Here is a 24,507-nt window from a genome sequence, read left to right as displayed (position 1 = left end):
ATGGCGCAGCAAGCGGTCAGTTTTGTGGCATAATTTGCAAATTCATATAGATAGAATGGAAGTAAACAATGAGCGTACAAATTGGTATTGATTTAGGCACAACGAATAGTTTAATTGCCCAATTTATTGATGGCGAAACTCGTCTTATTCCTAATAAACTCGGACATGAATTAACCCCTTCTGTGGTTAGCGTAACAGAAGATGGCTCGATTTTAGTCGGGCTTGCCGCTCGTGAAAGATTAGCGACTGCCCCGCAGATGACGGCCTCTGCATTTAAGCGCTTTATGGGCAGCGATAAAATTTTTCGACTTGGCAAACAACAATTCCGCGCCGAAGAGCTTTCTGCATTAGTGCTCAAAAGTTTAAAAGAAGATGCTGAACATTTCTTAGGTGAGCCAGTTGAAGAAGTAGTCATTACTGTGCCGGCGTATTTTAATGCAATTCAGCGCCAAGCGACGAAAAATGCGGCAGAAATGGCGGGGTTAAAAGTCAGTCGCTTGTTGAATGAACCCACTGCTGCAGGGCTTGCTTACAACTTGCAAGATAAGCCAGACGATACCAATTTCTTAATTTTCGATTTAGGCGGCGGAACCTTTGATATTTCAATCTTGGATTATTTTGATGGCGTGGTGCAAGTCTCCGCGAGTGCCGGCGATAATCAACTTGGCGGTGAAGATTTTGTGCAAGCCTTACAACGCTGTTTCTTAACCAAGTGCACGAGTTTAAATGAGGCACAAAGAAAACGGATTCAAACATCAAGCGAATCTTGGCAGGTGTTTGAACATGCGAAACGTCAGTTAAGTAAAGAAAAAAGTGTGAAGATTGCTTTAACCTTAGATGAGCAAGTTCATGAAGCGATTATTTCTGAAGAGGATTTCCGTCAAGCAGCACAGCCGTTAATTACGCGTTTACGCCAGCCCATTGAGCGAGCACTGCGTGATGCCAAACTTAACCCGTCTAGTATTGATGGCATTATTTTGGTGGGCGGGGCAACCCGTATGCCGATTATCCGAAAAGCGATCGCCCAATGGTTTCAACGCTTACCGCTTTCTGCAATCAACCCTGATGAAGCGATTGCGCGCGGGGCAGCGGTACAAGCGGCACTTATTGCACGCAATCAAAATTTAGAAGAAGTTGTACTAACGGATGTGATGCCATTTTCATTAGGTACGACTATTGGTGTGGATATGCCAAATGGTCAACGCATCAATGACCGTTTCAGCCCGATTATTGAACGCAATATGCCAGTGCCGATTTCACGCGAGCAGCATTATGTTACGGCAAAAGATAATCAAACTGAACTTCAGTTTGATATTCGTCAGGGAGAATCAGCCATTAGCAGTGAGAATATTTTGCTTGGCGAAATGTTTGTCACTGTGCCACCTCGCCCAAGAGGCGAAGTCGGCGTCACGGTTCGTTTTAGTTATGACATCAACGGATTGCTTGAGGTGGATTTAACCAATGATGAGTTAGATATTCAGATTAACCAAGTTTTCCAACATAACAGCCACAACTTGAGTGCGGCAGAAGTGCAGGCTTCACGCGAGAAATTAGCTAAACTGAAAATTCACCCGCGCGAACAACAAGAAAACCGTTATTTGCTTGAAAAAGCCAAACGCTTATATGAAAACTATTTAGGTGAAGAGCGAGCGGTAATTAGTGAATTTTTAGCTTATTTTGAAGCGGAACTAGAATCGCAAGATGAAGGCAGAATCCACCGTGCGAGAAAGAAAATGCAAGAATGTTTAGCGCGCTATGATGAAGGCTGGTTAATCTAAGAGGTAAACATGGCAAGTTGTTGGCAAATTTTAGAGATTAAATCAACGAGCGATGAAAAAGCGATTCGCCATGCTTATGCAAAAAAACTCAAAGTCACCCGACCGGATGAAGATCCTGCGGGCTATCAAGCACTACGAGCCGCTTTTGATGAGGCGTTAGTTCAGGCAGCTTATCAGCGAGAATATGAAGAACGGGCAGCCGCAAATCGTGCTGATTCTCTATGGGAAGAGGAAGCTGAATTAAGCAGTGAATCTGCTGATGAAAGCCTATTACAAGCGGGTGAATTTGAGCCACTTTTTGCAAATGAGCCAGAAAATTCGACCGCTTATGAGCCTTGCCCGATTGAATTTAACTTAGCGGATAGCGCGCATGCAGAACCGACATCCAACTCTGCGCCTGAAGAAATTTCATACGTTTACCAAGATAGCACATTGCATGATGAAGTAGAGGCTGAAGAACCATTAGAAGCGCCAGCGCTTGATTTAGTCGATATGTTATTGATGGAAATTGATGAGGTTTTTGAAACGGAAGGTGAAATTGGCATTTTAAAAAATTGGGCAAATTGGCAGCCTCGTATTGAATCTCTGCCTTTTGATGAAAGTCCTATTTTTTCGCGTGCGTTATTACAACGTTTTTTTGCTTATCCGGTCGAAAATAATTATTTAATTCAGCTTTGGACAAATTATTTCCAATGGCATAAAGATTATGTCATAGCAGAACAATTAACTCCAGAAGGCATTCATTTATTACAAGCAAAAGTAGAACGTGCTGAACAAGAAGTTGGTTGGGCACCGATACCGGATTATTTAAAATCAATTCCTACTAATTTAATTAAAACAGCACCAGAAAAAGCTGCGGAGTCATTTTATTACGGCATTTTGGCAAGAGCAGCCAATAAATGTAGTGTGATTTTAAGCGTGATTTATGCTTTTTTCGCATGGATTTATATTGCCTATGAGAGATCGTTAATTCCGCATTGGAAAATTGAAGCAACGACACCCAAAGTGAATCGCATTTTTTCTGCTGCGAAAATATTAAGATATTTTTGGCGAGGGCTTTTATTTTTTGGCATAGCTTCCATTATTTTTAGCCATAGATTTAATGAAAACATTGGCGTACCATTTGTCATTGTTCTATTTTGCTTTGCAATATTTTATTTTGTTTCTGGATTTATTTTAGGTTTATCTAAATTTGAGGTTTTGAGAAAGTTTTTATATACCGGTAATGAACATAATGAATTCTTTAGAATGATTGCTTTCCCAGTAGTCGGTTGGTTATTTGCTTCACAGGTTAGTGAACAAACAAATAATTATTTTATACTAGGTTCGTTATTGCTTGGCGTATTGCTGATTTGTTTAAGTTTGATTCCTGCTTATATTGAATATAAAGACTCCCGTTATTTTTGGGGATTGGTTTTATCTACTTTAGCAATGGCGTTTTTCCCAATACCAGAAGGTTATCTTGTCCTCATTATCATTTATTGGATAAATTTAAATGTATATATGACAATCTTTAAACCACGGATTTATATTTATATTAAATCTATTTTAATTTATCCGTTTGTAAAACTGCCGAGCGATACTGAATTATTGCTTTACCCTTTTATGGTTATTTTAGCACTGGTGTTATGGTTTGTTTTCTTGCCAAGTTTAGCAGGAGAGCATGTTTTTAAAGTTAAAACAGTTAGTGGATTACTTGAATTAGGGTTTTTAAGTTTTATTATTGCATGGTATGGTTTGGAAAATATTGAGAATGGGCTTTATTATGTCTATCCAATAAGTTTGCTTGTTTATTTAATTCATGTCGGCATAATGAGGTTTATTTCTCACCAATTAACAAAAAATGCGGTTTAAATGACAAAAGATTAACTGAAAGTTGAAAACTAAAAGCGGCCAGATTTTAAAAGCAATTTGCAAATTTGCTTAAGAAGCTGACCGCTTTTTATGTAAATAATGAATTTCGGTTTTTATTTTGTGTTGAATTAAGCTTCTTCTAACGTATAAGGTAATTCACAAATTTTCAATAACGTATCGTTAAAGCGGAATAATGTATCAGCTTCAATCTCTTTATTCAGTACAATTTGCACCCAAAGTTGTTGCTGATAATGTACTGCGGCTAATACGGTACCGCTCGCACGCCAGTTTTCCCCTAATTGCATTTCTAGTGCTTGACCGGCTTCTGGGCATTCCGTTTGTTCGCTGTTGCCAACTAAAATAAACATGGCACGCTTGTTCGCCCCACGATATTTCGCTCGCGCAACGGTTTCTTGCCCAATGTAGCAACCTTTGGTAAAAGAGATCGCATTTTCGACCGCTTGTAAGTTGGCAGCTTGTGGAATGAGCTCAAATTGGTTGGCTTTAGCGAGAATTGGCAAACCATCCTGAATATCTGCTAAATCCCAAAGTGCACTTTCGCCATGTGTGGTAAGTGTTTCTCCCCAGACAATCGCACGTTTCTGTGCGCAAGAGAGCACTAAAGCGGTCGCATTTTCACTCAGATTGGCTAAAGTCGTTGCATTTGCTACGCCAAATAATGGAGTGTCTAATTCGGTAAATGTGACTTTAGAGAACACGGCATATTTTTTTAACTGCACTAATGCTTCGGGCAGTAATTCGCAACGAATAATGGCAAAAAACTGCTCGGCTTGTGCGCGATATAAACGAAACAGCGCACTCATTTTGCCTTTCGGATCGCAATGGCTGGTTAACGTGTGTTCGCAAATGGCAAGCTTTGTCACATCTGCGGTGAGCTGTCCTTGTAGATATTTTTCAGCATCTGCGCCTGCGATTTCAATAAGACGATATTGGTTCAGTAGAACGCAAAAATCGGGTTGGAGTTTAGTAATTTGTTGGCATTCACATTTCATAAAACACTCTTTATTGTGAAAAAATTTTTAAAATCATACACGCTAAAAATGGAAGAAAAAAGTGGAAAAATGACCGCTTGCAAGAATTCTTTTTGAGGCAAGCGCTATTTAAGGTAGAATCACGCTAATTTTTATCGCGTATTTTTGGAAAAACGATGAGTGCAACATTATCTTTAGAACAAATTCAAACGCTTGCAGCAGAAGAAATGCAGGCGGTTAATGCAGAAATTTTGGCGCAGCTAAATTCTGATGTGCCGCTGATTAACCAACTGGGTTTTTATATTATCAGTGGGGGTGGCAAACGTATTCGCCCGTTAATTGCAGTATTAGCTGCAAAAGCGCTGGGTTATACAGGAAAAAAACACGTTACAACAGCAGCCTTTATTGAGTTTGTTCATACTGCAACGTTATTGCATGATGATGTTGTCGATGAGTCTGATATGCGTCGTGGGCGCGAAACTGCTAATGCGGCTTTTGGTAATGCAGCAAGCGTATTAGTGGGCGATTATATTTATACGCGTTCATTCCAGATGATGACTTCAGTAGATTCATTGAAAGTGCTTAAAGTGATGTCGGCAGCAACTAATGCATTAGCAGAAGGCGAAGTGCAGCAGTTGATGAATGTGAACGATCCGAACACAACCGAAGAAAATTACATGAAGGTTATCTACAACAAAACAGCGCGTCTGTTTGAAGCAGCAACCCAATGTGTGGCGATTGTGGCAGAGCAGAGTGAAGAAGTTGAAGCTGCATTAAAAGCTTACGGTTGTTATTTAGGCACAGCGTTCCAATTAGTCGATGATATTTTAGATTATTCCGCGAATGCACAAACGATGGGTAAAAATGTCGGCGATGATTTTGTGGAAGGCAAACCAACCTTACCATTGTTACATGCCATGCAACATGGCACAGCAGAACAAGCAGAGATGATTCGCCATGCGATTGAAAACGGTGGTGATATTGCCAAGATTGATGATGTGCTTGCGATTATGGCAGAGCATAAGTCGCTTGATTTTGTTATGGCAAAAGCAAAAGCTGAAGCGCAAAAAGCGGTAGATGCACTTTCTGTATTACCTGAAAGTGAATATAAACAAGCATTGATTTCTTTAGCGTATTTGTCGGTAGATCGCGCTTATTAAATTTATCAAGAACAGAATAATGACTAATCAACACCAACCTCTTGAACATCAAGAGAAACTCAAACAGAAAAAGTTAACGCGTAAAGGCAAAGATCCCAATGCGCCTTTTGTGCGTGAAAAATTAAGTCTGCCGGGTGGGCACAATAAATTATTGCTGCATTCTTGCTGTGCGCCTTGCTCTGGCGAAGTCATGGAAGCGATTTTGGCTTCCGGCATTGAATTTACGATTTACTTCTATAATCCGAATATTCATCCGCTAAAAGAGTACATGATTCGAAAAGAAGAGAATATTCGTTTTGCAGAAAAACATGGCATTCCGTTTATTGATGTGGATGATGATTACGAAAACGATCGTAAAACGTGGTTTAAAAAAGCAGAAGGTATGGAATGGGAACCAGAGCGTGGCATTCGTTGCACCATGTGCTTTGATATGCGCTTTGAAAAAGCTGCACAATATGCGCATGAACATGGTTTCCCCGTATTTACCAGCTGTTTAGGGATTTCTCGTTGGAAGGATATGAATCAAATCAATGATTGTGGCCACCGCGCAGCAGCCCCATATGATGATGTGGTTTATTGGGATTACAACTGGCGAAAAGGTGGCGGTTCACAGCGAATGATTGAAATTAGTAAGCGTGAACGTTTCTATCAACAAGAATATTGTGGCTGTATATATTCGTTGCGTGATTCCAATAAATGGCGCCTAGAAACAGGTCGTCAACGTATTGAAATTGGTAAACTTTATTATTCACCAGATTAGAAAAACGGGAGTTGAACTCCCGTTTTTTTATTGTTTCACATAATTTTTCACAAATTCCGCAATTTGCTCAATGTTGTTAATATCAAGCAGGTTTTCCCGCTCAAGTGGATAATCAGTTGCAGTGGCGATTGTCCATTCATCAAGTTCTGGTAAAGGTTTTTCAATCGCTTGGCGGTGGAGTTGCAATTTTGCCATTGCTTCATGTTTAAAGCCTTCCACCAACACTAAATCAACATGCTCAAATTTTGCAATAAATTGTTGAAAATTGACCGCTTGCTCGGCAGGCGTTTCACACATCAGTGCCCAACGTTGATCGCAAACAACCATAGTTGGATTAGCGCCCGCTTGGCGTAAGCGGTAGCTGTCTTTTCCTGGTTTATCGGTTTCAATATTGTGATGAGAGTGTTTAATGAGCCCTACTTTTAGCCCACAAGCGGTCAATTTTGGTAATAATTTTTCCAATAGCGTGGTTTTTCCTGTGCCGCTATACCCCGTAATGCCTAAAATTTTGGGCGCTGATTTTGGTTGAGCTGCAAAGGCAAGATCGTCTAGCGTATTAAAATTTTGAAAGGCTTCAGGCTGCTCAGAAAAATCTACTGCAACACTGCGCTGTGTTTGGAAAAAATAAAATAAGCGCCGTTCCCCCGAATTTAAGTAGGCTTGTAGTGCTGGCGCAACATCACGATGCAATAACGCAAAAGTCGGGTGCGGGCGTTCGCCATCATGCGCATAGGCGATCTGTGCACTGTTAATACGTAATGCGGTGGAAAGTTTATGCAGTAAATTCTCTGGTAAATAAGGGCTATCGCACGGCACAAATAATAGATAGTCTGCTGAAATTTTTGTAAAAGCGCTTAACATTCCGCTTAATGAACCTTGGAAATCGGGCAATTCATCTTGAAAGCGAGGATAGGTTGGGAAAAGGCGCTGATATTCGCTTTCTGAGCGGTTGATATTAAGCCAAATATCGTTAATTTGTGGCGATAGGCGAGAAAGAATATGCGAAATAAGCGGTTTGCCATGCAAAAGTTGTAACCCTTTTTCGACTCCGTGCATGCGACGAGCTTTGCCGCCAGCTAAAATCACCGCGCTGATGTGATGCATCATTGTCTCCTCTGCTTAAAAACATAAGCGATTGTTTTGCAAAAATAGAGCTAAAAGTATATGATCCGCCCTGATTTTCAACAAGAATTTTTAAGGATTTTTCATGAAATGCAAACGTTTAGAAGAGTTGCTGGAATTATTAGGTGAACATTGGCGTAAACAGCCTGATTTACATTTAATTGATATTTTGCAACAGCTTTCAGAAGAAGTCGGTGAACCGAATAATTATCCGGCGTTGCGCGATGAAGTGTTAATTTATCAATTAAAAATGCGCAATTCAGATAAACACGAGCCGATTCCGGGCATTAAAAAAGATTACGAAGACGATTTTAAAAGTGCAATTTTACGTGCGCGGGGAATTTTAAAAGATTAACAGACTCTAATGGAAGTCTATTTTATTTTGATGCTAGTCTGAAGAACGCCTATAAAAATAAAACTGATCTGACCCCAAAAAGTTAGACTGTTATTTAAAGGACTGCTTTCGATATTGTATCGGACTCAGTCCTTTTAATTTTAATTGGATTCGTTCTTCATTATAGTACCGTACATAATCATTGATAGCCTTTTCAAGTTCATCAATGCTAGTAAACGATTTTCCGTGAAAACACTCCGTTTTACTTTGCCTTTATTGCTCGTGGCAAGTACAATTTTTTGCTTCATGATTCTGTCCCTCATATCAAAGATTTTCTTATTTTAGCCTTCACTAAAAATTTTCGAAATAATATTGACCTTAACCTTAGGTCAAGGTTTATGATTTACGCTCATTCAGTTATAACATAGGAGCAAAACATGAAAAAACTTATGACTTTTATCACACTTAGTGCTGCTGCAGTTTCAATTTGTGCCCAAGCTAATGAACAACCGCATCAAGCACACATGAATATGCCAATGTCAGCAGATTCTGCAATGCAACAAGAATTAATGCAAGGTATGAATCAAATGCATCAAGACATGATGGCAGCCATGCAATATAAAGATCCTGATGTTGCTTTTGCAGCAGGTATGTTGCCACATCATATTGGCGCAGTAAAAATGGCGGAAGTTGAATTAAAATACGGAAAAGATCCTGAGATGCGTAAGCTTGCTGAGAATATTATTAACGCACAACAAGCGGAAATTGAACAAATGCAAAAGTGGCTTAAAGTGCACAATAAAAAATAAGGGGCGGTACTAGATAACGACTAAAAATCCCATTTAGGTTAGAATAAACCAATGAGAAAAAGTCGCTTAAGTCAGCATAAATAAAATAAACTCATTGAACTGTTTGTTGCAGGTGTCACAGCAAGAACAGTCAGTGAATTGGTTAATGTAAATAAAATACAGCCGCTTATTACTTTCATCAATTACGCTTACTCATCTATCAAACAAGCCCACATTTGGAAATGTTTGAGGGCGAGATTGAAGCCGATGAAAGCTATTTCGACAGTACTCGAAAAGGCAAACGTGGTCGCGGTGTCGTGGGAAAAGTCGCGGTATTCGGGCTTCTCAAACGAAATGGCAAGGTTTATACTGTCGTTGTCCCTAATGCGCAATCAGCAACATTATTGTCAATTATCCGAGAGAAAGTTAAGCCTGATAGCACAGTGTACACGGATACCTTTCGTAGTTATGATGTGCTTGATGTCAGTGAATTTAGCCATTTTCGCATCAATCACAGCACGCATTTTGCTGAAAATCATAACCACATAAACGGAATTGAGAATTTTTGGAATCAAGGCAAAACGCTATTTACGCAAGTTTAATGGCATTCCAAAAGAGCATTTTGAGCTATATTTAAAGGAATGTGAATGGTGTTTTAACAACAGTGAAATAAAATCTCAAATTTCCATTTTAAAACAATTAGTTAAGGGGAGTTTGGTCTAGTTATCTAGTACAGCCCCCTTTATTTTTAAGGATCAACAATGAAAAAAATGATGTTAAAAACCACTTTTGTCGCACTTTCTGCTTTATTTGCATTCAGTGCTAATAGTCTTGCAGCTGAACCTGTTGAAGGTAAAGAGTATAAAGTGGTTAGCCAAGCGCCAAGTAGCCAAAAAGAAGTGGTTGAGCTTTTCTCTTTCTATTGCCCACACTGCTATGCTTTTGAGTTGCAATATAAAATTCCAAGCCAAATTAAAGAGAAATTACCGGCAGATGTGAAATTTACTCAATACCATGTGGATTTTTTAGGTCGCCAATCTGAAAACTTAACCCGTGCATGGGCGTTTGCGATGGCAAAAGGTGTGGAAGATAACGTAAAAACAGCATTATTTGAAGGCGCACAAAAAGATGCATTTAAATCTATGGATGACATCAAAGCAGTCTTCTTAGCAAATGGTGTGAGCGAAGCGGATTTTGACAGTGGTATCAATAGCTTTGCTGTTAATGGCTTAGTTAGCAAACAAACACAATATGCAGAGCGTTTTAAAGTGCGTGGTGTACCTGCATTCTTTATCAATGATAAATATGAAATTAATCTAGAAGGATTTAGCGATTCAACTTCTACCGGTGCATTTATTCAGCGTTATGTTGATGCCGTGACCTTCTTAACTAATAAATAATTGAAATCGTAATTTATGTTTAGCCCCTTAATGATGTCATTAAGGGGCTAATTTTTTTCAAGCGGTCGGATTTTTCTTAAGATTTGCAAATTCTTTTCTATATCCGCCCGCTTATCCTGCTATTTTTTGAAGTAGATCACAAAATCATAGATTCCTAATTGCATGATTAAACCTGGGGCTTATGATCTCTTTAAATAAAATAAGAGGAGTTTATTATGGTGAATTACGGTATTGTTGGCGTGGGCTATTTTGGCGCTGAGCTTGCCCGCTTTATGAATGAAGAGCCAGATGCGCATGTTTCTATGGTCTTTGATCCGGAAAATGGCCAAGCCATTGCTGAAGAATTACAATGTGATTGTGCGCAATCTTTGGAAGAATTAGTTAGCTCGCCGAAAGTGGATTGTGTCATTGTTGCAACACCTAATTATTTGCATAAAGAACCAGTGCTTTTGGCTGCAAAAAATAAGAAACATGTTTTCTGTGAAAAACCTATTGCACTGAGCTACCAAGACTGCGATGAAATGGTTCGCGCTTGTGATGAAAATGGCGTGATTTTTATGGCAGGACATGTGATGAATTTCTTTAATGGTGTGCGCCATGCTAAAGCGCTGATTAACGATGGCGTGATTGGGCGAGTGCTTTATTGTCATGCAGCTCGAACAGGATGGGAAGAGGTTCAACCGAGCATTTCATGGAAAAAAATTAGAGAAAAATCTGGCGGGCATTTATACCATCATATTCATGAGTTAGATTGCGTGCAGTTCTTAATGGGGGGGATGCCAAAAACGGTCACGATGACGGCGGCGAATGTTGCTCACCAAAGTAAAGAATTCGGTGATGAAGACGATATGCTCTTTGTTACGATGGAATATGAGGATAACCGATTTGCGCTATTAGAATGGGGATCTGCATTCCGTTGGGGCGAGCATTATGTGTTAATTCAGGGGGAGAAAGGTGCTATTAAATTGGATATGTACAACACCAAAGGAACATTGCGCGTAGATGGCAAAGAAAGTTATTTTTTTGTGCATGAAAATCAAGAAGAAGATGACGATCGCACGCGTATTTATCACAGTAAAATGATGGATGGCGCAATCCAATATGGTAAACCAGGAAATCGCACGCCAATGTGGCTGAATTCGATTATGAAGAAAGAAATGAAATATCTAAATGATATTTTACATGGTATGAAACCAGATGCTGAATTTGCCCCACTCTTAACAGGTGAAGCGGCACGCGCTGCCATTGCTACAGCAGATGCTTGTACCCGCTCTCGTTATGAAAACCGAAAAGTGGAACTCGCAGAGATTTTACAAGCGAAATAAACGAATAAAAAACCCGATACTACGTATCGGGCTTTTTTATCAAGATTCAATTATTTGAATTCGTAACGACGAATTGTTTTTAAATCTTCATCTTGTTGGTGATTTTCATCAGCTACAACAACACGCGCACCTACTGTTGCGTGAGCATCGTATTCGCGAGTTAGTTTCATTTTTTCGCCATTATCTTTTTGCACAGTCAATTCAACTTTGTTGTCGCCTAAGTCTTTGCTGTCTAAGATAGTTGCGTTGCCTTTATCTGCATAGAAATCCGCAGTACAAGCACTTAAAACGATTGCTGAGAATACAGCTGCTAAAGAGAGTTTTTTCATCATGCATCCTTACACATAACATAATTTAAAATGAATTTTAATCTGCAAAGCGATTAAAGTAGAGAAACGTTAAGATCCGCGTTTGAACCGACAATTCTTACTCGTTTACCAGCAACAAAACCGTCTTCTTTCTTCTGAACGACTACGATTTCTTTACCGTCATCTTTGCGAATCACCATCTCTAAAGATGATACTTGATTCGCTTTTTCTTCGATTGTGCTACCAGCCATTGCGCCCGCAATTGCGCCCACTGCGCTTGCAATCGCACGACCGGTACCACCACCAACTGTAGAACCAGCGATACCACCTAACACACCACCGCCAACGCTTCCAATGACGCCTGGGCTTTCTGCTTGGATTTTTACATCACGTACAGAAACGATGGTGCCGTAGCTAATAGAACGAGCTTCTTTTGCCTGTTGGCCTGAATAAACACTACCGCTATAAATGTCAGTTTGTGCACAACCTGCCATGACTAAGCTTGATAAAAGCGCTGTTGCTAATCCTAATTTTTTCATAATGTACTCCAAATAAAAGATTATGCTAGAAATGTGTCTCTGAAGAAATCACACTTTTTATATCATAAGGGTGGAGCTTCAGACAGACATTATAGCATAAAGTTTCTGCTTTCATACTAATCGCAACCGTAGGATTTGGCAAGATTTCGCCTGTAACTTCGGGTTGACTAATCTTTACATTCAATGACGGATGATTGTCTAGTTGATAGGTGGTCATCATCCTTGCTATCCAAGCCTCAACGGGTTCTTTTTCTAAAAATGGCACCACAACTTCAATATGTTCCCAACCTTCAACAGGATAAGTTTTACTTTTAGGAAAAGGTAACTCGACAATTTTTACAAATTGTCCGCCAAATTTAACCGCTTGTTGTAGCTCAAATAGCCCTATTGGGCGACCATTTACTTCGCTCTCTTTTAAAAGCGTGGCATTTTCTAATAACAAATCTCGCCACTCTAGCGCCGTTTCAACGGTGTTCATTCTCACGGCGAGATGATCAATTTGAAATTGTGATAAATCTAATCCTATGGTTTGGGTTATTTGCAAGATTTTCTGTTCGAATTGAGATAAATCGCCAAAACAAGCGGTCATTTTCTCGAAAAAATTTACATTTTGAGGTATAATTTTGTCCATTTTTTGAATGTAAAATTGAATAGGTTAAAAAGTGAATATACAACAAATTTTATCAGATAAAATCAAGCAAGCAATGATTGCAGCAGGTGCCGATGAAAATGCAGAAGCTTTAGTTCGTCAATCCGGTAAGCCTGAATTTGGCGATTATCAAGCAAATGGTGCAATGGGCGCAGCAAAAAAATTAGGCATCAACCCACGTGAGTTTGCGCAGAAAATCTTAGATAACTTAAATTTAGATGGGATTGCAGAAAAATTAGAAATTGCAGGCCCAGGCTTTATCAACATTTTCTTATCGAAAGATTGGTTAGCTAATGGTGCCAATAGCGCATTACAAGCGGTCAATTTTGGAATTAAAACTGAAAATCCGCAAACTATCGTGGTGGATTATTCTTCTCCAAATGTGGCAAAAGAGATGCACGTTGGCCACTTGCGTTCAACCATTATTGGTGATGCGGTCGTGCGTACTTTAGAATTCTTAGGCAATAACGTGATTCGTGCTAACCACGTTGGTGACTGGGGTACGCAGTTTGGTATGCTAATTGCTTACCTTGAAAAAATGGAAAATGAAAATGCCTCACAGCTTGAATTAAGCGATTTAGAAGCATTCTACCGTGCAGCCAAAGCGCATTACGATGAAGATGCGGCTTTTGCTGAAAAGGCGCGTGGTTATGTGGTGAAACTCCAAAGTGGTGATGAATATTGTCGTACCATGTGGAAAAAGTTGGTGGATATCACGATGCACCACAACCAAGAAAACTACGACCGTTTAAATGTAACCTTAACTGAAAAAGATGTGATGGGCGAAAGCCTTTACAATCCAATGTTGCCAGAAATTGTGGCGGATTTAAAAGCAAAAGGATTGGCAGTAGAAGATGATGGCGCTTTAGTCGTTTTCCTTTCTGAGTTCAAAAATAAAGATGGCGATCCAATGGGCGTTATTGTGCAGAAAAAAGATGGCGGTTTCTTATATACGACTACTGATGTGGCTGCAGCAAAATATCGTTATGAAACTTTAAAAGCAGATCGTGCTTTAGTATTTTCAGATAGCCGTCAAGCACAACACATGCAACAAGCTTGGTTAATTACCCGCAAAGCTGGTTATGTGCCCGATTCATTCAGTCTTGAACATCCATTTTTTGGCATGATGTTAGGCAAAGATGGTAAACCATTTAAAACACGTTCAGGTGATACCGTAAAACTAAAAGATTTGCTAGACGAAGCGATTGAGCGTGCAGATGCGTTAATTTCACAACGCAGCACTAACTTAACGGAAGAAGAGAAAGCGGCAGTAGTTGAAGCGGTTGCAATCGGGTCAGTGAAATATGCAGATTTGTCGAAAAACCGTACCACAGACTATGTGTTTGACTGGGATAATATGTTGAGCTTTGAGGGCAATACCGCGCCATATATGCAATATGCTTACACGCGTATTCGTTCTGTATTTGCAAAAGCGGGGATTGATCCAAGTACTTTAAGTGGTGAGATTATCTTAACAGAAGATAAAGAACGCGCATTAGCCATCAAATTATTACAATTTGAAGAAGCATTAAATAGCGTCGCAAAAGAAGGTATGCCACATATACTTTGCCAATATTTATATGAGTTAGCGGGTGCATTCTCAAGTTTCTATGAAGCTTGCCCAATGCTTAATGCAGAAGAAAAAGTGAAAAACAGCCGTTTACGTTTAAGTGATTTAACAGCAAGAACGCTCAAACAAGGTTTAGATCTACTGGGAATTAAAACCGTAGAAAAAATGTAACAAAAAGTTCCCCTCTTTTCTAAAGAGGGGGTAGGGGAGATTTCAGCGATCTCAATTTGCAAAAAATAGGTCAAAAAAGACCGCTTATCAAATCTCCCCCAGCCCCTCTTTTCTAAAGAGGGGAGCTAAAATAAGGAACAAAAATGAAATTTATTGATGAAGCCCTGATTCGTGTTGAAGCAGGTGATGGCGGTAATGGCTGTGTAAGCTTCCGCCGTGAAAAATATATCCCGAAAGGGGGCCCAGATGGTGGTGATGGTGGTGATGGTGGCGATGTTTATTTGATCGCAGATGAGAACCTAAATACCCTTATCGACTACCGTTTCGAAAAGCGCTATGCAGCAGGGCGTGGTGAGAATGGGCGTAGTGCAGGTTGTACGGGGCATCGTGGTAATGATATTACTTTACGCGTGCCAGTAGGAACTCGTGCGATTGATAACGACACCCAAGAGGTCATTGGCGATTTAACCAAGCATGGTATGAAAATGTTGGTGGCGAAAGGGGGATACCATGGTTTGGGGAATACCCGTTTTAAATCTTCTGTAAACCGTGCTCCTCGCCAAAAAACAAATGGCACACCAGGCGAAAAACGTGATTTATTACTTGAGTTAATGCTTTTGGCGGATGTTGGGATGCTAGGTTTACCGAATGCAGGGAAATCTACTTTTATTCGTAGCGTTTCTGCAGCTAAACCAAAAGTGGCAGATTATCCATTTACTACATTGGTGCCAAGTTTAGGTGTGGCACGTGTAGGCGCTGATCGCAGCTTTGTGGTGGCGGATATTCCGGGGTTAATTGAAGGGGCAGCAGAAGGTGCAGGTTTGGGGATTCGTTTCCTTAAACACTTAGAGCGTTGCCGTGTGTTAATTCACTTGGTTGATATTATGCCAATTGATGAAAGTGACCCAGCGCATAACATTAGCGTGATTGAGTCTGAGCTTTATCAATATAGCGAAAAACTTTCTGAAAAGCCGACTTGGTTAGTTTTCAATAAAATTGATACCATCGGCGAAGAAGAGGCTCAAGCTCGTGCAAAAGAGATTGCAGAGCAAATTGGTTGGGAAGACGATTACTATCTGATTTCTGCGGCCACTGGGCAAAATGTACAACAGCTCACCCGAGATATTATGGACTTTATCGAAGCTAACCCACGTGAAGTGGAAGAAGAAAATAAAGAATCTGATGAAGTTAAATTCAAATGGGATGATTATCATCAAGAAGCAATGCAAAATCCAATTGAAGAAGATGATTGGGACGATTTCGATGATGATTGGTCGGAAGAAGACGAAGAAGGCGTTGAGTTTGTTTATACTCGATAATTGCAAATCGTAAAAAGAATGAGACCGCTTGTTGTAAGAGACAAGCGGTCTTTTATATATAATATAATCACTCTGGATCATTATATGAAATTGACAAAAACACTATTTACTACCTTTTTAGGGGCTTCTATTTTTGCTTTTCCTTCGGCTACATGGGCAAATACGGTAGAGGAGCAATTTCAACAAGGTTTGGCTGCTGCTGAAAAAGGAAATCATCAAACCGCTTTCCAATTTTGGAAACCTTTAGCAGAGCAAGGATATGCCAGCGCCCAGTTTAATTTGGGCGTAATCTATGATCATGAGCAAGGTGTAGAACAGGATTATATTGAGGCGGCAAAATGGTACCGAAAAGCAGCAGAGCAAGGACATAGAGATGCTCAGTTTTATTTAGGTGTGATGTATTCAAGAGGAGAGGGCGTAAAACAGGACTATCTTGAGGAGATAAAATGGTATCGAAAAGCAGCAGAGCAAGGGCATATAGACGCCCAGTTTAATTTGGGTGTGATGTATTCAAAGGGAGAGGGGGTAAAACAGGATGATATTGAGGCGGTAAAATGGTACCGAAAAGCAGCAGAGCAGGGGCATAAGAATGCCCAGTATAATTTGGGTGTGATGTATTATGATGGACGAGGTGTAAAACAGGATTATCTTGAGGCGGCAAAATGGTATCGAAAAGCAGCTGATCAAGGGCATATAAATGCTCTGTTTAATTTGGGCGTGATATATTATGATGGACGAGGTGTAAAACAGGATTATCTTGAGACGGCAAAATGGTACCGAAAAGCAGCAGAGCAAGGACATAGAGATGCCCAATTTAATTTGGGTGTGATGTATTCAAAGGGAGAGGGTGTAAAACAGGATTATTTTGAGGCAGCAAAATGGTACCGAAAAGCAGCAGAGCAAGGATATGCAAGCGCCCAGTATAATTTGGGTGTGATGTATGCAAATGGATATGGTGTTCCTCAGGATAAAAATTTAGCTAAAGAATGGATTCTTAAGGCTTGCGTGAATCATTATCAAAAAGCCTGTGAAGTGATTACAATTAAATAAGAAAATTGTAAAAAATTGCATGAAAAAGACCGCTTGTATTTTTTGACAAGCGATCTTTTTTCATCTTTAAAATACTAATAACAAATATTTTTAGGCTTAAATAAAAACGGTTCAAACTAAGTAGTTTGAACCGTTTGTTTAGAGATTATTTTGCATCTTTGTTTTCAGCAGGTTTTTCATTTGCTTTTAACATATCCGCTGGAATAAAGCTTTGTTGTACTTTTTCCATGTGTGGAAGGTTATGCGCAATACCTTTGTGACAATCGATACAGGTTTTGTTTTGTTCCTGTGCAAGTGCGTGCATTTGTTGTGCCACAGTTTTTTGTTGGGTAAAGTCCATATCATTGAAGTTATGGCAGTTACGGCACTCTTGTGAGTTATTCGCTTTCATACGCGCCCATTCGCGTTCTGCCATTTCTAAACGATGTTTTTCAAATTTCTCTTTAGTATCTACTTTACCTGTAAAGTGAGCATAAACTTCAGTCGATGCCTGCATTTTACGAATCATTTTTGGTACGAATTCGTGTGGAACGTGGCAGTCTGAACAAATTGCTTTTACACCTGAACGGTTGCTAAAGTGGATTGAGGCTTGGTACTCAGGTACAACATCGTTAGTATGACAGTCTGAACAGAATTGCTCAGTATTAGTTGTGGCCATTCCTACATTAAATAGGTTGGTTCCAACGATAGTCCCAATGATAGTTAATAAAATAACCCCACCAATTGCCATTTTGCTCGGAGAGCGTAACCAACGGCAAACTTTTTGAATGCTTGATTTAATCATGGTTTTGCTCCTTATTTACCTTGCGTTTGACGAATTGTATCGAATTTATTTTGAATAATTGGGTTCACATCTGCTTGTTGAACGTGGCATTGTAAGCAGAAATAACGACGAGGTGAGGTACCATCAGTTTTTTGTCCATCACGAGTTAAGAAATGGCTCTCTGGAACACGTGGTGCACCCGTTGTTGGTGCAACATCCGGAGAGTGGCAACCTAAACATTGGTTCACATTTTTAGTCACTTGTAAACCACGAATACTGTGTGGAACTAGTGGGGGTTGGTTAGGGAAAGTCACAGGAATATTACCGACATCTTTATAAGGATTCGTAAATGCTGGTGCAACACTTTCCGCTGTTTTATCAATACTGTTCGCAACTTGCGGTGCATCGGCAAATGCCAATCCACTGCATAAAGCTAGCATGAAAATAAATGATTTTTTCATGAAATCCACTCCATTAAATAATTAAATATTTTTAATTTTAATCTGTTTCTCAAAACGAGAACCAAAGGTAAATACATTTTCAGCGCAGACGTCAATACAACGCCCACAGGTAATGCAATCTTTCGCTAGTACAATTTGGCTATCTTCCGGACCACCATGCAATGGAATACGCAACACTTGCGGTTCAGGGCAAACGTTATAGCAGTCCATACAGCGGTCACATCGGTTACGATCGACAACATTAATTTTAACTAGGCTTTTAGCACCAATAACGCCATACATTGCACCAATTGGGCAAAGATGACCACACCAGCCGTGTTCGGCAACAAGCAAGTCAAATAAGAAGATAACAGCAACCAACCAGAGTGTTGCGCCTAGGCCATAGACAAAAACACGTCCAAGTGCTGCAACAGGGTTTATCCACTCCCATAAGAGAGTGCCAGTCATTGCACTACCGACTAAAATCACCGCTAAAATCACATAGCGAAGTTGGCGTGAAATTTTTAATGATTGTCTAATACCTAATTTTCTACGTAACCAAGCTGCAGCATCCGTTACCATATTCATTGGACAAACCCAACTACAGAAGGCTTTACTTGCAACGACTGCGTAGAATATCGCAATAATTAAGGCACCAATAATCGTTGAGATTTCTGGTAAGTAACCTGTCGCTAAACTTTCTGCGGTAATCAATGGATCCGTTAATGGCACGACATCCAAAAGCATACTGGCGCTGTAATTGCCTTTTAGAATCCAAACTTGCCAAATCGGGCCACTTAAGAACATTAAAATAATACTTAATTGACTGATTCGACGTAGAATTAAAAAGCGATAAGCATGCCACCAACCGAGTTTTTGGCGAGCTTCTAAGCCTGCATCTTTTGGCTTATTCGGGGTATATTTTTCAGCCATTATTTAACCCCCTTAATATTTAAGTCCAGATTTGGGAATTGCTCTGCTTCCGGAACTGTTGTTGGATTTGGTACATAATCCATTGTTGCACGATTCGGTGTTGCCACTTTTTGGTTCGGTTGAACCTGCATTGGTTGATAAACCGGCTCATGTAAGCCTTCCGGCATACGGGCATCCATTGCTGGACGTAAGCCATCCGGATGTTGTTCCTCAATTAAGGATTTTCCGGCATTTTGTTTTTCTTTCCAACCTAAGCGGTAGTGACGACCGAGTAAGCCTTTGGCGATATCCATCGGTAAGACTTTAATTGCCGCTTCTTCTAATACGCAAGCTTGTTCGCATTTACCGCATCCGGTGCAAGCATCGGAGTGAACAGTTGGAATAAGCTTCGCATGAATACCTGTACGATCATTATGAATACGTTCAAGTGTAATCGCTTTATCTACTAATGGACAAACGCGGTAACACACATCACAACGCAACCCCTGCCAGTTAAGGCAAGTTTCATGGTCTAGCAATACGGCTAATCCCATTCTTGCATCATTGATATCTTTAAGTTCTTCACTTAATGCGCCACTTGGACAAGCATTCATACAAGGAATATCAGGACACATTTCGCAAGGTTTATCCCGTGCGATAAAATAAGGTGTACCTGCTTCCATTGGAGAAATTAGCGAGGCTAGATACAACATATCATATGGACACGCTTGGACACACTGTCCGCAGCGGGTACAAGCTGCCAAGAAATCCTTTTCTGGTAAAGCACCAGGTGGACGTAAAGCAATCCCCTCTTTGGCTTTAGCTTGTTGTTGCTGTAGGCCAAGAATTACACCAGCTCCACATACTCCGACGGCTGTTCTTGTCACATTTTTTAAAAACTGACGACGGTTAGGATCAAGTTTCATCTGCGTTTCCTTCTATAAGCGGTCTAGTTTTGTCAAAACTTTGCAAAATTTGACCGCTTTTGTTTTAAATTCCTCTCTTTGTTTAAAGAGAGGAGTGACTAGAAACGAAAGGGAAAATTTACGCTTTCACCACTTTAACCGCACATTTTTTGAAGTCGGTTTCGCCAGAGATTGGGTCGGTTGCATCCAATGTTAATTTGTTAGCAAGCTGACCTGCATCAAAGAAGGTGGTGTAAATTAAGCCTTGAGGGCATTTGTTACGACCACGGGTATCTAAGTAAGTGATCATTTCACCACGACGAGTGATTAATTTCACTTTATCCCCATGACGTAAGCCATATTTTTTCGCATCAGCTGGGTGCATCCAAACTAAGTTGTTCGGGAACGCACGGTGTAACTCAGGTACACGACGCGTCATGGTACCGGTATGCCAGTGTTCAAGAACACGACCAGTACATAACCATAATGGATATTCCTCATCTGGTGATTCTGCTGGTGCTTCATAAGGTACACCTAGAATAATCGCTTTTTTATCTGGATAGCCGTAGAACGCAACATCTTCGCCTGCTTTAACATACGGGTCAAAGCCTTCACGGTAACGCCATAAGGTTTCTTTACCGTCAACAACCGGCCAGCGTAAGCCACGTACTTGGTGGTAAGTATCGAATGGTGCTAAGTCATGGCCATGACCACGTCCGAAGTCAGCGTATTCTTCGAATAAACCTTTTTGTAAGTAGTAACCAAAGTGATCAGCTTCATCATTGATGTATCCCGGAACATCGGTTGGTACTTTATATTTGTTTACTTCACCATTTTCGTAAAGCACTTCATATAAAGTTTTGCCACGATATTCAGGCATTTGAGCTAATAATTCTTCACCCCATACTTCATCAGTTTTGAAGTATTTAGAGAATTCAACAATTTGCCATAAGTCCGAACGAGACTCACCTGGGCCTTTCACTTGTTGACGCCATAATTGGGTACGACGTTCTGCGTTACCATAGCCTCCTTCTTTTTCTACCCACATACAAGTTGGAAGAATTAAGTCAGCAGCTACTGCAGAAACAGATGGGTAAGGGTCTGAAACAACGATGAAGTTTTCAGGGTTACGCCAGCCAGGGAAAATTTCTTCGTTAATATTCGGACCACCTTGCATATTGTTCGTACAAAGTTGCCATAAGAAGTTTAATTTACCGTCTTTTAAGGCACGGCTTTGTTGTACCGCTGGATAGCCAGGTACAGTTGGAATCGTACCTTTTGGTAATTTCCATTTTTTCTCTGTAATTTCAACGTGTTTAGGATTGGTTACCACCATGTCCGCTGGTAAACGGTGAACGAAAGTACCTACTTCACGCGCTGTACCACAAGCTGAAGGTTGACCAGTTAATGAGAACGGACCACAACCTGGTTTAGAAATTTTACCGGTTAATAAGTGTACGTTATAGATCATGTGGTTAACCCATACACCACGAGTGTGTTGGTTAAAGCCCATTGTCCAGTAAGACACTAAGTTCTGTTCTGGATCTGCATACATTTTAGCGAGGGTTTCAAGCTGATCTTTTGGTACACCAGAAATACGGTGTGCTTCATCTAATGTATAAGGTGCAACGATTTTCTTGAATTCTTCGAAGTCAGAATCGTGCATTTTACCTGCGGTTTTACGGTTTTTCGCTGCAACTTCAAGTGGGTGTTCTGGGCGTAAACCATAACCAATATCGGTTTCACCACGTTTGAATTTAGTGTGTTTATTAACGAAGTCCCAGTTTACTTTATCGTTTTGGATAATATAGTTTGCAATGTAGTTAAGAATTGCAAGGTCTGAATGTGGATTAAACACAATAGGCACATCAGCTAATTCAAACGAACGGTGTTCGAATGTTGACATAACTACCACTTTCACATTATCAGAAGAAAGACGACGGTCAGAAATACGAGACCATAAAATTGGGTGCATCTCCGCCATGTTTGAACCCCAAAGCACAAACGCATCGGTTTTCTCGATATCGTTATAGCAACCCATTGGTTCATCCATACCGAATGTACGCATAAACGCCACCGCTGCAGATGCCATACAGTGACGAGCATTTGGGTCGATAGTATTGGAACGGAAACCAGCTTTCCAAAGTTTTACTTTTGCATAGCCTTCATAGATAGTGGTTTGACCGGAAGAGAACATCCCTACAGCATTTGGTTCTTTTTTCTTTAGGATATCTTTGATTTTTTCCGCCATGATAGTGAAAGCTTGATCCCAAGAAACCGGTGTAAAGTCACCCTCTTTATGGAATTTACCATCTTTCATACGTAATAACGGAGTTTGTACACGGTCTGCACCGTACATAATTTTAGAAAGGAAGTAACCTTTGATACAGTTTAAACCGCGGTTTACCTCTGCATCCGGGTCACCTTGGGTGGCAACAACACGACCGTCTTTGGTACCTACCAATACGCTACATCCTGTACCACAGAAACGGCATGGGGCTTTATCCCATTTAATGCCCATATCTTCTGCTGCATGAACCTCTTTAACAGGGATAGTCATGCCAGCCGCCGCAGCTGCTGCAAGCGCAGCATTGGCTTTCATAAAATCTCTACGATTAAGTTCCATAGTTTTTCCCACACAGTTGTTAAATTTTAATAGTGCTTGTTAATTTCATCCAAAAGACACAAGCGGTCAATTTTGCAATCAATCTTATTATAGTGCCTAAGTGTTTAAAATTCACTCACACTACGATTTATTTTTCATCTAAATAATTTGAAATTAAAGACACGACAATTACGCCTGGGATATCTTTAATCTCATCCATCAAATCAGCTAAAGCTAACTGACGATTACTTTCAAGGGTAACCACCAATTTGCCTTCATCAGACTTTTCGCCATGAATTTCAGCCGATGGAATGGCTAAAATAGCTGCTTTGACTTGGCTGAGTTTTTCTGGTCTGGCTTGCACGATAATGCTACAAACATACCAGTTTTCTTTTTCGTTAAATTGACTCATTGTTATTGACTTCAAAATTAATAATTCTAATCGCTTTAGTTGGGCAGATGTTTAAACATGCCCCGCAACCATTACAAGCGGTTAAATCCAGTTGTAGGGTTGCAATCCCGCCTAATGTCGGTCGAAAACGAATAGCCCGTTCAGGGCAGTAATCTCCACAAGAACGACATTCAATCCGCTGTTTCAGTAAGCATTGATCTAAGATTTCAATTTTATGTAACCAAGCTGGTTCATCGAGTGAGAGAAAAACGTCTTCAGGACAAGCCTTAACGCATTCGGTACAAAAGGTACACTCTCCGCGAGTAAAATCGATTTCAGGGTAGCCCCCAATACCTTGCTTGATAATCTTGGTCTCACAAACTTCAACACAACGTCCACAAGCGGTACATTTTTCAAGAAAATTTGCTAAATTTGCCCAAGGTGGACGAATAGCTTGGTGACCTTGTAAAGTTACTTGTTCGCTTTTTAGCGTGTTAAGAAATTGTCCACGTAAAAAACCGCGACGAGAAAGCGACGGACCAGTGTTTTCAGACAAGTTTCGCCTCTTTCAACAGCAAGTAAAAATGGTATGGAATTATCTCTGTTTTTGTTGTTTACTTAATCACTCAAACGGGGTATTTGTGACAATATTTGCACTTTAATTGATAGGTATCAAGGTATTGTGGCAAAATGGTGATAGACTCTTACTCTTTTTTAATATGATCGTAACAAACATTTAACATTATTATAATAAGGCAATAACATGAACCATTTAATTATTTATGCACATCCTAATGCGCAGAGTTTTAACCACGCGATTTTAGAAAGCATTATCGCAGCAAGTAAAGGGCATGAAGTTCATGTGCGTAACTTATTTGAACTCAATTTTAACCCAATTTTAGATTGGCAAGAAGCATTGGAGACTTTCAGTGGAAAGTTAGCAGCAGATGTGGCTATTGAACAAAGTTTTTGGAAACAAGCTGATCTCATTACGTTGATTTATCCCCTTTGGTGGATGGGTTTTCCAGCGATTTTAAAAGGCTATTTAGACCGTGTTTTAACGTATGGATTTGCCTATGAAAATGGAGAAAATGAAACAATAGGTCTGCTTAAAGGAAAGAGAATTCAACAATTTGTGACTATGGGCAATAGCAATCAAAAATATGCCGAAAAAGGTTTTTTACAATCGCTTGATCACACGTTAGGTAATGGATTATTTAATTTTTGTGGTATGGAAGCCGATATGCATTTTTTAGGCGCAGTTGGCTTAAAAACGACAGACTATGAAGCGTTGTTGAATCAAGTGAAACAGGCTTGTCTGACAAACTTAAAGTAGTTGCAAAAGATTGATTAAATTTGACCGCTTGTCGGT

24 protein-coding genes and 2 pseudogenes are annotated in these 24,507 nt (G+C 40.1%); 13 read left to right on the top strand and 13 right to left on the bottom strand.

Annotation, left to right across the window (positions count from 1 at the left end):
* Positions 1-68: 68 nt before the first annotated feature.
* Both HMPREF1128_RS07310 and HMPREF1128_RS07305 read left to right on the top strand, forming a co-directional pair.
* A complete protein-coding gene (locus HMPREF1128_RS07310) occupies positions 69-1,778 on the top strand; it encodes a molecular chaperone HscC (protein WP_007525857.1) in 1,710 nt (569 codons plus the stop codon).
* 9 nt (positions 1,779-1,787) lie between these two features.
* Entirely contained in the window at positions 1,788-3,632 is a 1,845-nt protein-coding gene (locus HMPREF1128_RS07305; RefSeq protein WP_007525845.1) for a J domain-containing protein, read from the top strand.
* Between the two features lie 128 nt (positions 3,633-3,760).
* On the opposite strand, the gene ygfZ is transcribed toward HMPREF1128_RS07305, so the two are convergent.
* Positions 3,761-4,645 (bottom strand): CAF17-like 4Fe-4S cluster assembly/insertion protein YgfZ, encoded by an 885-nt coding sequence (ygfZ, locus tag HMPREF1128_RS07300; protein ID WP_007525861.1) that lies wholly within the window; start codon positions 4,643-4,645, stop codon positions 3,761-3,763.
* A gap of 155 nt (positions 4,646-4,800) precedes the next feature.
* Between ygfZ and ispB the strand changes: the two genes are divergently transcribed.
* The gene (gene ispB / locus HMPREF1128_RS07295; protein ID WP_007525867.1) at positions 4,801-5,784 is read left to right on the top strand and encodes an octaprenyl diphosphate synthase; all 984 of its coding nucleotides are present in this window, start codon (positions 4,801-4,803) and stop codon (positions 5,782-5,784) included.
* A gap of 19 nt (positions 5,785-5,803) precedes the next feature.
* Entirely contained in the window at positions 5,804-6,544 is a 741-nt protein-coding gene (locus tag HMPREF1128_RS07290; RefSeq protein WP_007525811.1) for an epoxyqueuosine reductase QueH, read from the top strand.
* Positions 6,545-6,571: 27 nt separating this feature from the next.
* On the opposite strand, the gene mobA is transcribed toward HMPREF1128_RS07290, so the two are convergent.
* The gene (gene mobA, locus HMPREF1128_RS07285; RefSeq protein ID WP_007525817.1) at positions 6,572-7,648 is read right to left on the bottom strand and encodes a molybdenum cofactor guanylyltransferase MobA; all 1,077 of its coding nucleotides are present in this window, start codon (positions 7,646-7,648) and stop codon (positions 6,572-6,574) included.
* Positions 7,649-7,751: 103 nt separating this feature from the next.
* Here mobA and HMPREF1128_RS07280 point away from each other — a divergent pair, with 103 nt between their 5' ends.
* Entirely contained in the window at positions 7,752-8,021 is a 270-nt protein-coding gene (locus HMPREF1128_RS07280) for a YihD family protein (protein ID WP_007525888.1), read from the top strand.
* A 90-nt stretch (positions 8,022-8,111) separates the two neighbouring features.
* On the opposite strand, the pseudogene HMPREF1128_RS10255 reads toward HMPREF1128_RS07280, so the two are convergent.
* Positions 8,112-8,264, bottom strand: a pseudogene (locus tag HMPREF1128_RS10255) (IS3 family transposase); the annotation flags it as partial.
* 173 nt (positions 8,265-8,437) lie between these two features.
* Here HMPREF1128_RS10255 and copM point away from each other — a divergent pair.
* The 4 genes and pseudogenes from copM to HMPREF1128_RS07260 all read left to right on the top strand — a co-directional run bounded on the left by copM (position 8,438) and on the right by HMPREF1128_RS07260 (position 11,513).
* Complete coding sequence (gene copM / locus HMPREF1128_RS07275) at positions 8,438-8,809, top strand: CopM family metallochaperone (RefSeq protein WP_007525823.1); 372 nt, start codon at positions 8,438-8,440, stop codon at positions 8,807-8,809.
* Positions 8,810-8,902: 93 nt separating this feature from the next.
* Positions 8,903-9,511 (top strand): annotated as a pseudogene (locus HMPREF1128_RS07270) (IS1595 family transposase).
* Positions 9,512-9,549: 38 nt separating this feature from the next.
* Positions 9,550-10,188: a thiol:disulfide interchange protein DsbA gene (gene dsbA, locus HMPREF1128_RS07265; RefSeq protein ID WP_007525832.1), complete on the top strand. Its 639-nt coding sequence runs from the start codon at positions 9,550-9,552 to the stop codon at positions 10,186-10,188.
* 215 nt (positions 10,189-10,403) lie between these two features.
* Positions 10,404-11,513, top strand: coding sequence for a Gfo/Idh/MocA family protein (locus HMPREF1128_RS07260; RefSeq protein WP_007525806.1), 1,110 nt, complete (start codon positions 10,404-10,406; stop codon positions 11,511-11,513).
* Between the two features lie 50 nt (positions 11,514-11,563).
* On the opposite strand, the gene HMPREF1128_RS07255 is transcribed toward HMPREF1128_RS07260, so the two are convergent.
* The 3 genes from HMPREF1128_RS07255 to HMPREF1128_RS07245 are packed head-to-tail and all read right to left on the bottom strand — an operon-like array spanning position 11,564 to position 12,991.
* Positions 11,564-11,842 (bottom strand): hypothetical protein, encoded by a 279-nt coding sequence (locus HMPREF1128_RS07255; RefSeq protein WP_007525863.1) that lies wholly within the window; start codon positions 11,840-11,842, stop codon positions 11,564-11,566.
* Between the two features lie 53 nt (positions 11,843-11,895).
* Positions 11,896-12,360: an outer membrane lipoprotein gene (locus HMPREF1128_RS07250; protein ID WP_007525791.1), complete on the bottom strand. Its 465-nt coding sequence runs from the start codon at positions 12,358-12,360 to the stop codon at positions 11,896-11,898.
* A gap of 25 nt (positions 12,361-12,385) precedes the next feature.
* Positions 12,386-12,991, bottom strand: coding sequence for a VOC family protein (locus tag HMPREF1128_RS07245; RefSeq protein ID WP_007525837.1), 606 nt, complete (start codon positions 12,989-12,991; stop codon positions 12,386-12,388).
* Positions 12,992-13,022: 31 nt separating this feature from the next.
* Between HMPREF1128_RS07245 and argS the strand changes: the two genes are divergently transcribed.
* The 3 genes from argS to HMPREF1128_RS07230 all read left to right on the top strand — a co-directional run bounded on the left by argS (position 13,023) and on the right by HMPREF1128_RS07230 (position 17,119).
* On the top strand, positions 13,023-14,750 hold the full coding sequence (gene argS, locus HMPREF1128_RS07240; protein ID WP_007525820.1) for an arginine--tRNA ligase: 1,728 nt from the start codon (positions 13,023-13,025) through the stop codon (positions 14,748-14,750).
* Positions 14,751-14,893: 143 nt separating this feature from the next.
* Positions 14,894-16,069, top strand: coding sequence for an Obg family GTPase CgtA (gene cgtA, locus HMPREF1128_RS07235; RefSeq protein ID WP_007525795.1), 1,176 nt, complete (start codon positions 14,894-14,896; stop codon positions 16,067-16,069).
* Positions 16,070-16,087: 18 nt separating this feature from the next.
* Positions 16,088-17,119: an SEL1-like repeat protein gene (locus HMPREF1128_RS07230; RefSeq protein WP_407919974.1), complete on the top strand. Its 1,032-nt coding sequence runs from the start codon at positions 16,088-16,090 to the stop codon at positions 17,117-17,119.
* Between the two features lie 145 nt (positions 17,120-17,264).
* Here the strand turns inward: HMPREF1128_RS07230 and HMPREF1128_RS07225 are convergent, their stop codons facing one another.
* The 7 genes from HMPREF1128_RS07225 to napF all read right to left on the bottom strand — a co-directional run bounded on the left by HMPREF1128_RS07225 (position 17,265) and on the right by napF (position 23,691).
* On the bottom strand, positions 17,265-17,903 hold the full coding sequence (locus HMPREF1128_RS07225; RefSeq protein WP_007525868.1) for a NapC/NirT family cytochrome c: 639 nt from the start codon (positions 17,901-17,903) through the stop codon (positions 17,265-17,267).
* 11 nt (positions 17,904-17,914) lie between these two features.
* The gene (locus HMPREF1128_RS07220; protein ID WP_007525873.1) at positions 17,915-18,343 is read right to left on the bottom strand and encodes a nitrate reductase cytochrome c-type subunit; all 429 of its coding nucleotides are present in this window, start codon (positions 18,341-18,343) and stop codon (positions 17,915-17,917) included.
* Between the two features lie 21 nt (positions 18,344-18,364).
* A complete protein-coding gene (napH, locus tag HMPREF1128_RS07215) occupies positions 18,365-19,255 on the bottom strand; it encodes a quinol dehydrogenase ferredoxin subunit NapH (RefSeq protein WP_007525815.1) in 891 nt (296 codons plus the stop codon).
* Positions 19,255-20,160, bottom strand: a complete 906-nt coding sequence (gene napG / locus HMPREF1128_RS07210; protein WP_007525812.1) for a ferredoxin-type protein NapG — start codon at positions 20,158-20,160, stop codon at positions 19,255-19,257. The genes napH and napG overlap by 1 nt, the downstream gene beginning before the upstream one ends.
* A 118-nt stretch (positions 20,161-20,278) precedes the next feature.
* On the bottom strand, positions 20,279-22,765 hold the full coding sequence (gene napA / locus HMPREF1128_RS07205) for a nitrate reductase catalytic subunit NapA (RefSeq protein WP_007525802.1): 2,487 nt from the start codon (positions 22,763-22,765) through the stop codon (positions 20,279-20,281).
* Between the two features lie 127 nt (positions 22,766-22,892).
* Positions 22,893-23,156 carry a chaperone NapD gene (locus tag HMPREF1128_RS07200; RefSeq protein ID WP_007525793.1) on the bottom strand — a complete coding sequence of 88 codons (264 nt, stop codon included), beginning with the start codon at positions 23,154-23,156 and terminating at the stop codon, positions 22,893-22,895.
* The gene (gene napF / locus HMPREF1128_RS07195) at positions 23,143-23,691 is read right to left on the bottom strand and encodes a ferredoxin-type protein NapF (RefSeq protein WP_007525882.1); all 549 of its coding nucleotides are present in this window, start codon (positions 23,689-23,691) and stop codon (positions 23,143-23,145) included. Before napF ends, HMPREF1128_RS07200 begins: the two co-directional genes overlap by 14 nt.
* Positions 23,692-23,898: 207 nt before the next feature.
* Here napF and HMPREF1128_RS07190 point away from each other — a divergent pair, with 207 nt between their 5' ends.
* A complete protein-coding gene (locus tag HMPREF1128_RS07190; RefSeq protein ID WP_007525859.1) occupies positions 23,899-24,471 on the top strand; it encodes an NAD(P)H-dependent oxidoreductase in 573 nt (190 codons plus the stop codon).
* Positions 24,472-24,507: the final 36 nt, after the last annotated feature.

Origin of the sequence: Haemophilus sputorum HK 2154 (genome assembly GCF_000287615.1) — a bacterium.
Lineage (GTDB): Bacteria > Pseudomonadota > Gammaproteobacteria > Enterobacterales > Pasteurellaceae > Haemophilus_A > Haemophilus_A sputorum.
This window is presented reverse-complemented; position numbering and strand designations above follow the sequence as displayed.

Bases quoted from the DNA above. Each gene is read 5' to 3' on its own strand.
- HMPREF1128_RS07245 (WP_007525837.1), bottom strand. From the start codon at position 12,991: ATGGACAAAATTATACCTCAAAATGTAAATTTTTTCGAGAAAATGACC.
- HMPREF1128_RS07290 (WP_007525811.1), top strand. From the start codon at position 5,804: ATGACTAATCAACACCAACCTCTTGAACATCAAGAGAAACTCAAACAG.
- HMPREF1128_RS07230 (WP_407919974.1), top strand. From the start codon at position 16,088: ATGAGACCGCTTGTTGTAAGAGACAAGCGGTCTTTTATATATAATATA.
- HMPREF1128_RS07280 (WP_007525888.1), top strand. From the start codon at position 7,752: ATGAAATGCAAACGTTTAGAAGAGTTGCTGGAATTATTAGGTGAACAT.
- ygfZ (WP_007525861.1), bottom strand. From the start codon at position 4,645: ATGAAATGTGAATGCCAACAAATTACTAAACTCCAACCCGATTTTTGC.
- HMPREF1128_RS07225 (WP_007525868.1), bottom strand. From the start codon at position 17,903: ATGATTAAATCAAGCATTCAAAAAGTTTGCCGTTGGTTACGCTCTCCG.
- cgtA (WP_007525795.1), top strand. From the start codon at position 14,894: ATGAAATTTATTGATGAAGCCCTGATTCGTGTTGAAGCAGGTGATGGC.
- HMPREF1128_RS07200 (WP_007525793.1), bottom strand. From the start codon at position 23,156: ATGAGTCAATTTAACGAAAAAGAAAACTGGTATGTTTGTAGCATTATC.
- HMPREF1128_RS07250 (WP_007525791.1), bottom strand. From the start codon at position 12,360: ATGAAAAAATTAGGATTAGCAACAGCGCTTTTATCAAGCTTAGTCATG.
- ispB (WP_007525867.1), top strand. From the start codon at position 4,801: ATGAGTGCAACATTATCTTTAGAACAAATTCAAACGCTTGCAGCAGAA.
- HMPREF1128_RS07220 (WP_007525873.1), bottom strand. From the start codon at position 18,343: ATGAAAAAATCATTTATTTTCATGCTAGCTTTATGCAGTGGATTGGCA.
- HMPREF1128_RS07190 (WP_007525859.1), top strand. From the start codon at position 23,899: ATGAACCATTTAATTATTTATGCACATCCTAATGCGCAGAGTTTTAAC.
- mobA (WP_007525817.1), bottom strand. From the start codon at position 7,648: ATGCATCACATCAGCGCGGTGATTTTAGCTGGCGGCAAAGCTCGTCGC.
- napA (WP_007525802.1), bottom strand. From the start codon at position 22,765: ATGGAACTTAATCGTAGAGATTTTATGAAAGCCAATGCTGCGCTTGCA.
- dsbA (WP_007525832.1), top strand. From the start codon at position 9,550: ATGAAAAAAATGATGTTAAAAACCACTTTTGTCGCACTTTCTGCTTTA.
- napH (WP_007525815.1), bottom strand. From the start codon at position 19,255: ATGGCTGAAAAATATACCCCGAATAAGCCAAAAGATGCAGGCTTAGAA.
- HMPREF1128_RS07305 (WP_007525845.1), top strand. From the start codon at position 1,788: ATGGCAAGTTGTTGGCAAATTTTAGAGATTAAATCAACGAGCGATGAA.
- copM (WP_007525823.1), top strand. From the start codon at position 8,438: ATGAAAAAACTTATGACTTTTATCACACTTAGTGCTGCTGCAGTTTCA.
- napG (WP_007525812.1), bottom strand. From the start codon at position 20,160: ATGAAACTTGATCCTAACCGTCGTCAGTTTTTAAAAAATGTGACAAGA.
- HMPREF1128_RS07255 (WP_007525863.1), bottom strand. From the start codon at position 11,842: ATGAAAAAACTCTCTTTAGCAGCTGTATTCTCAGCAATCGTTTTAAGT.
- HMPREF1128_RS07310 (WP_007525857.1), top strand. From the start codon at position 69: ATGAGCGTACAAATTGGTATTGATTTAGGCACAACGAATAGTTTAATT.
- HMPREF1128_RS07260 (WP_007525806.1), top strand. From the start codon at position 10,404: ATGGTGAATTACGGTATTGTTGGCGTGGGCTATTTTGGCGCTGAGCTT.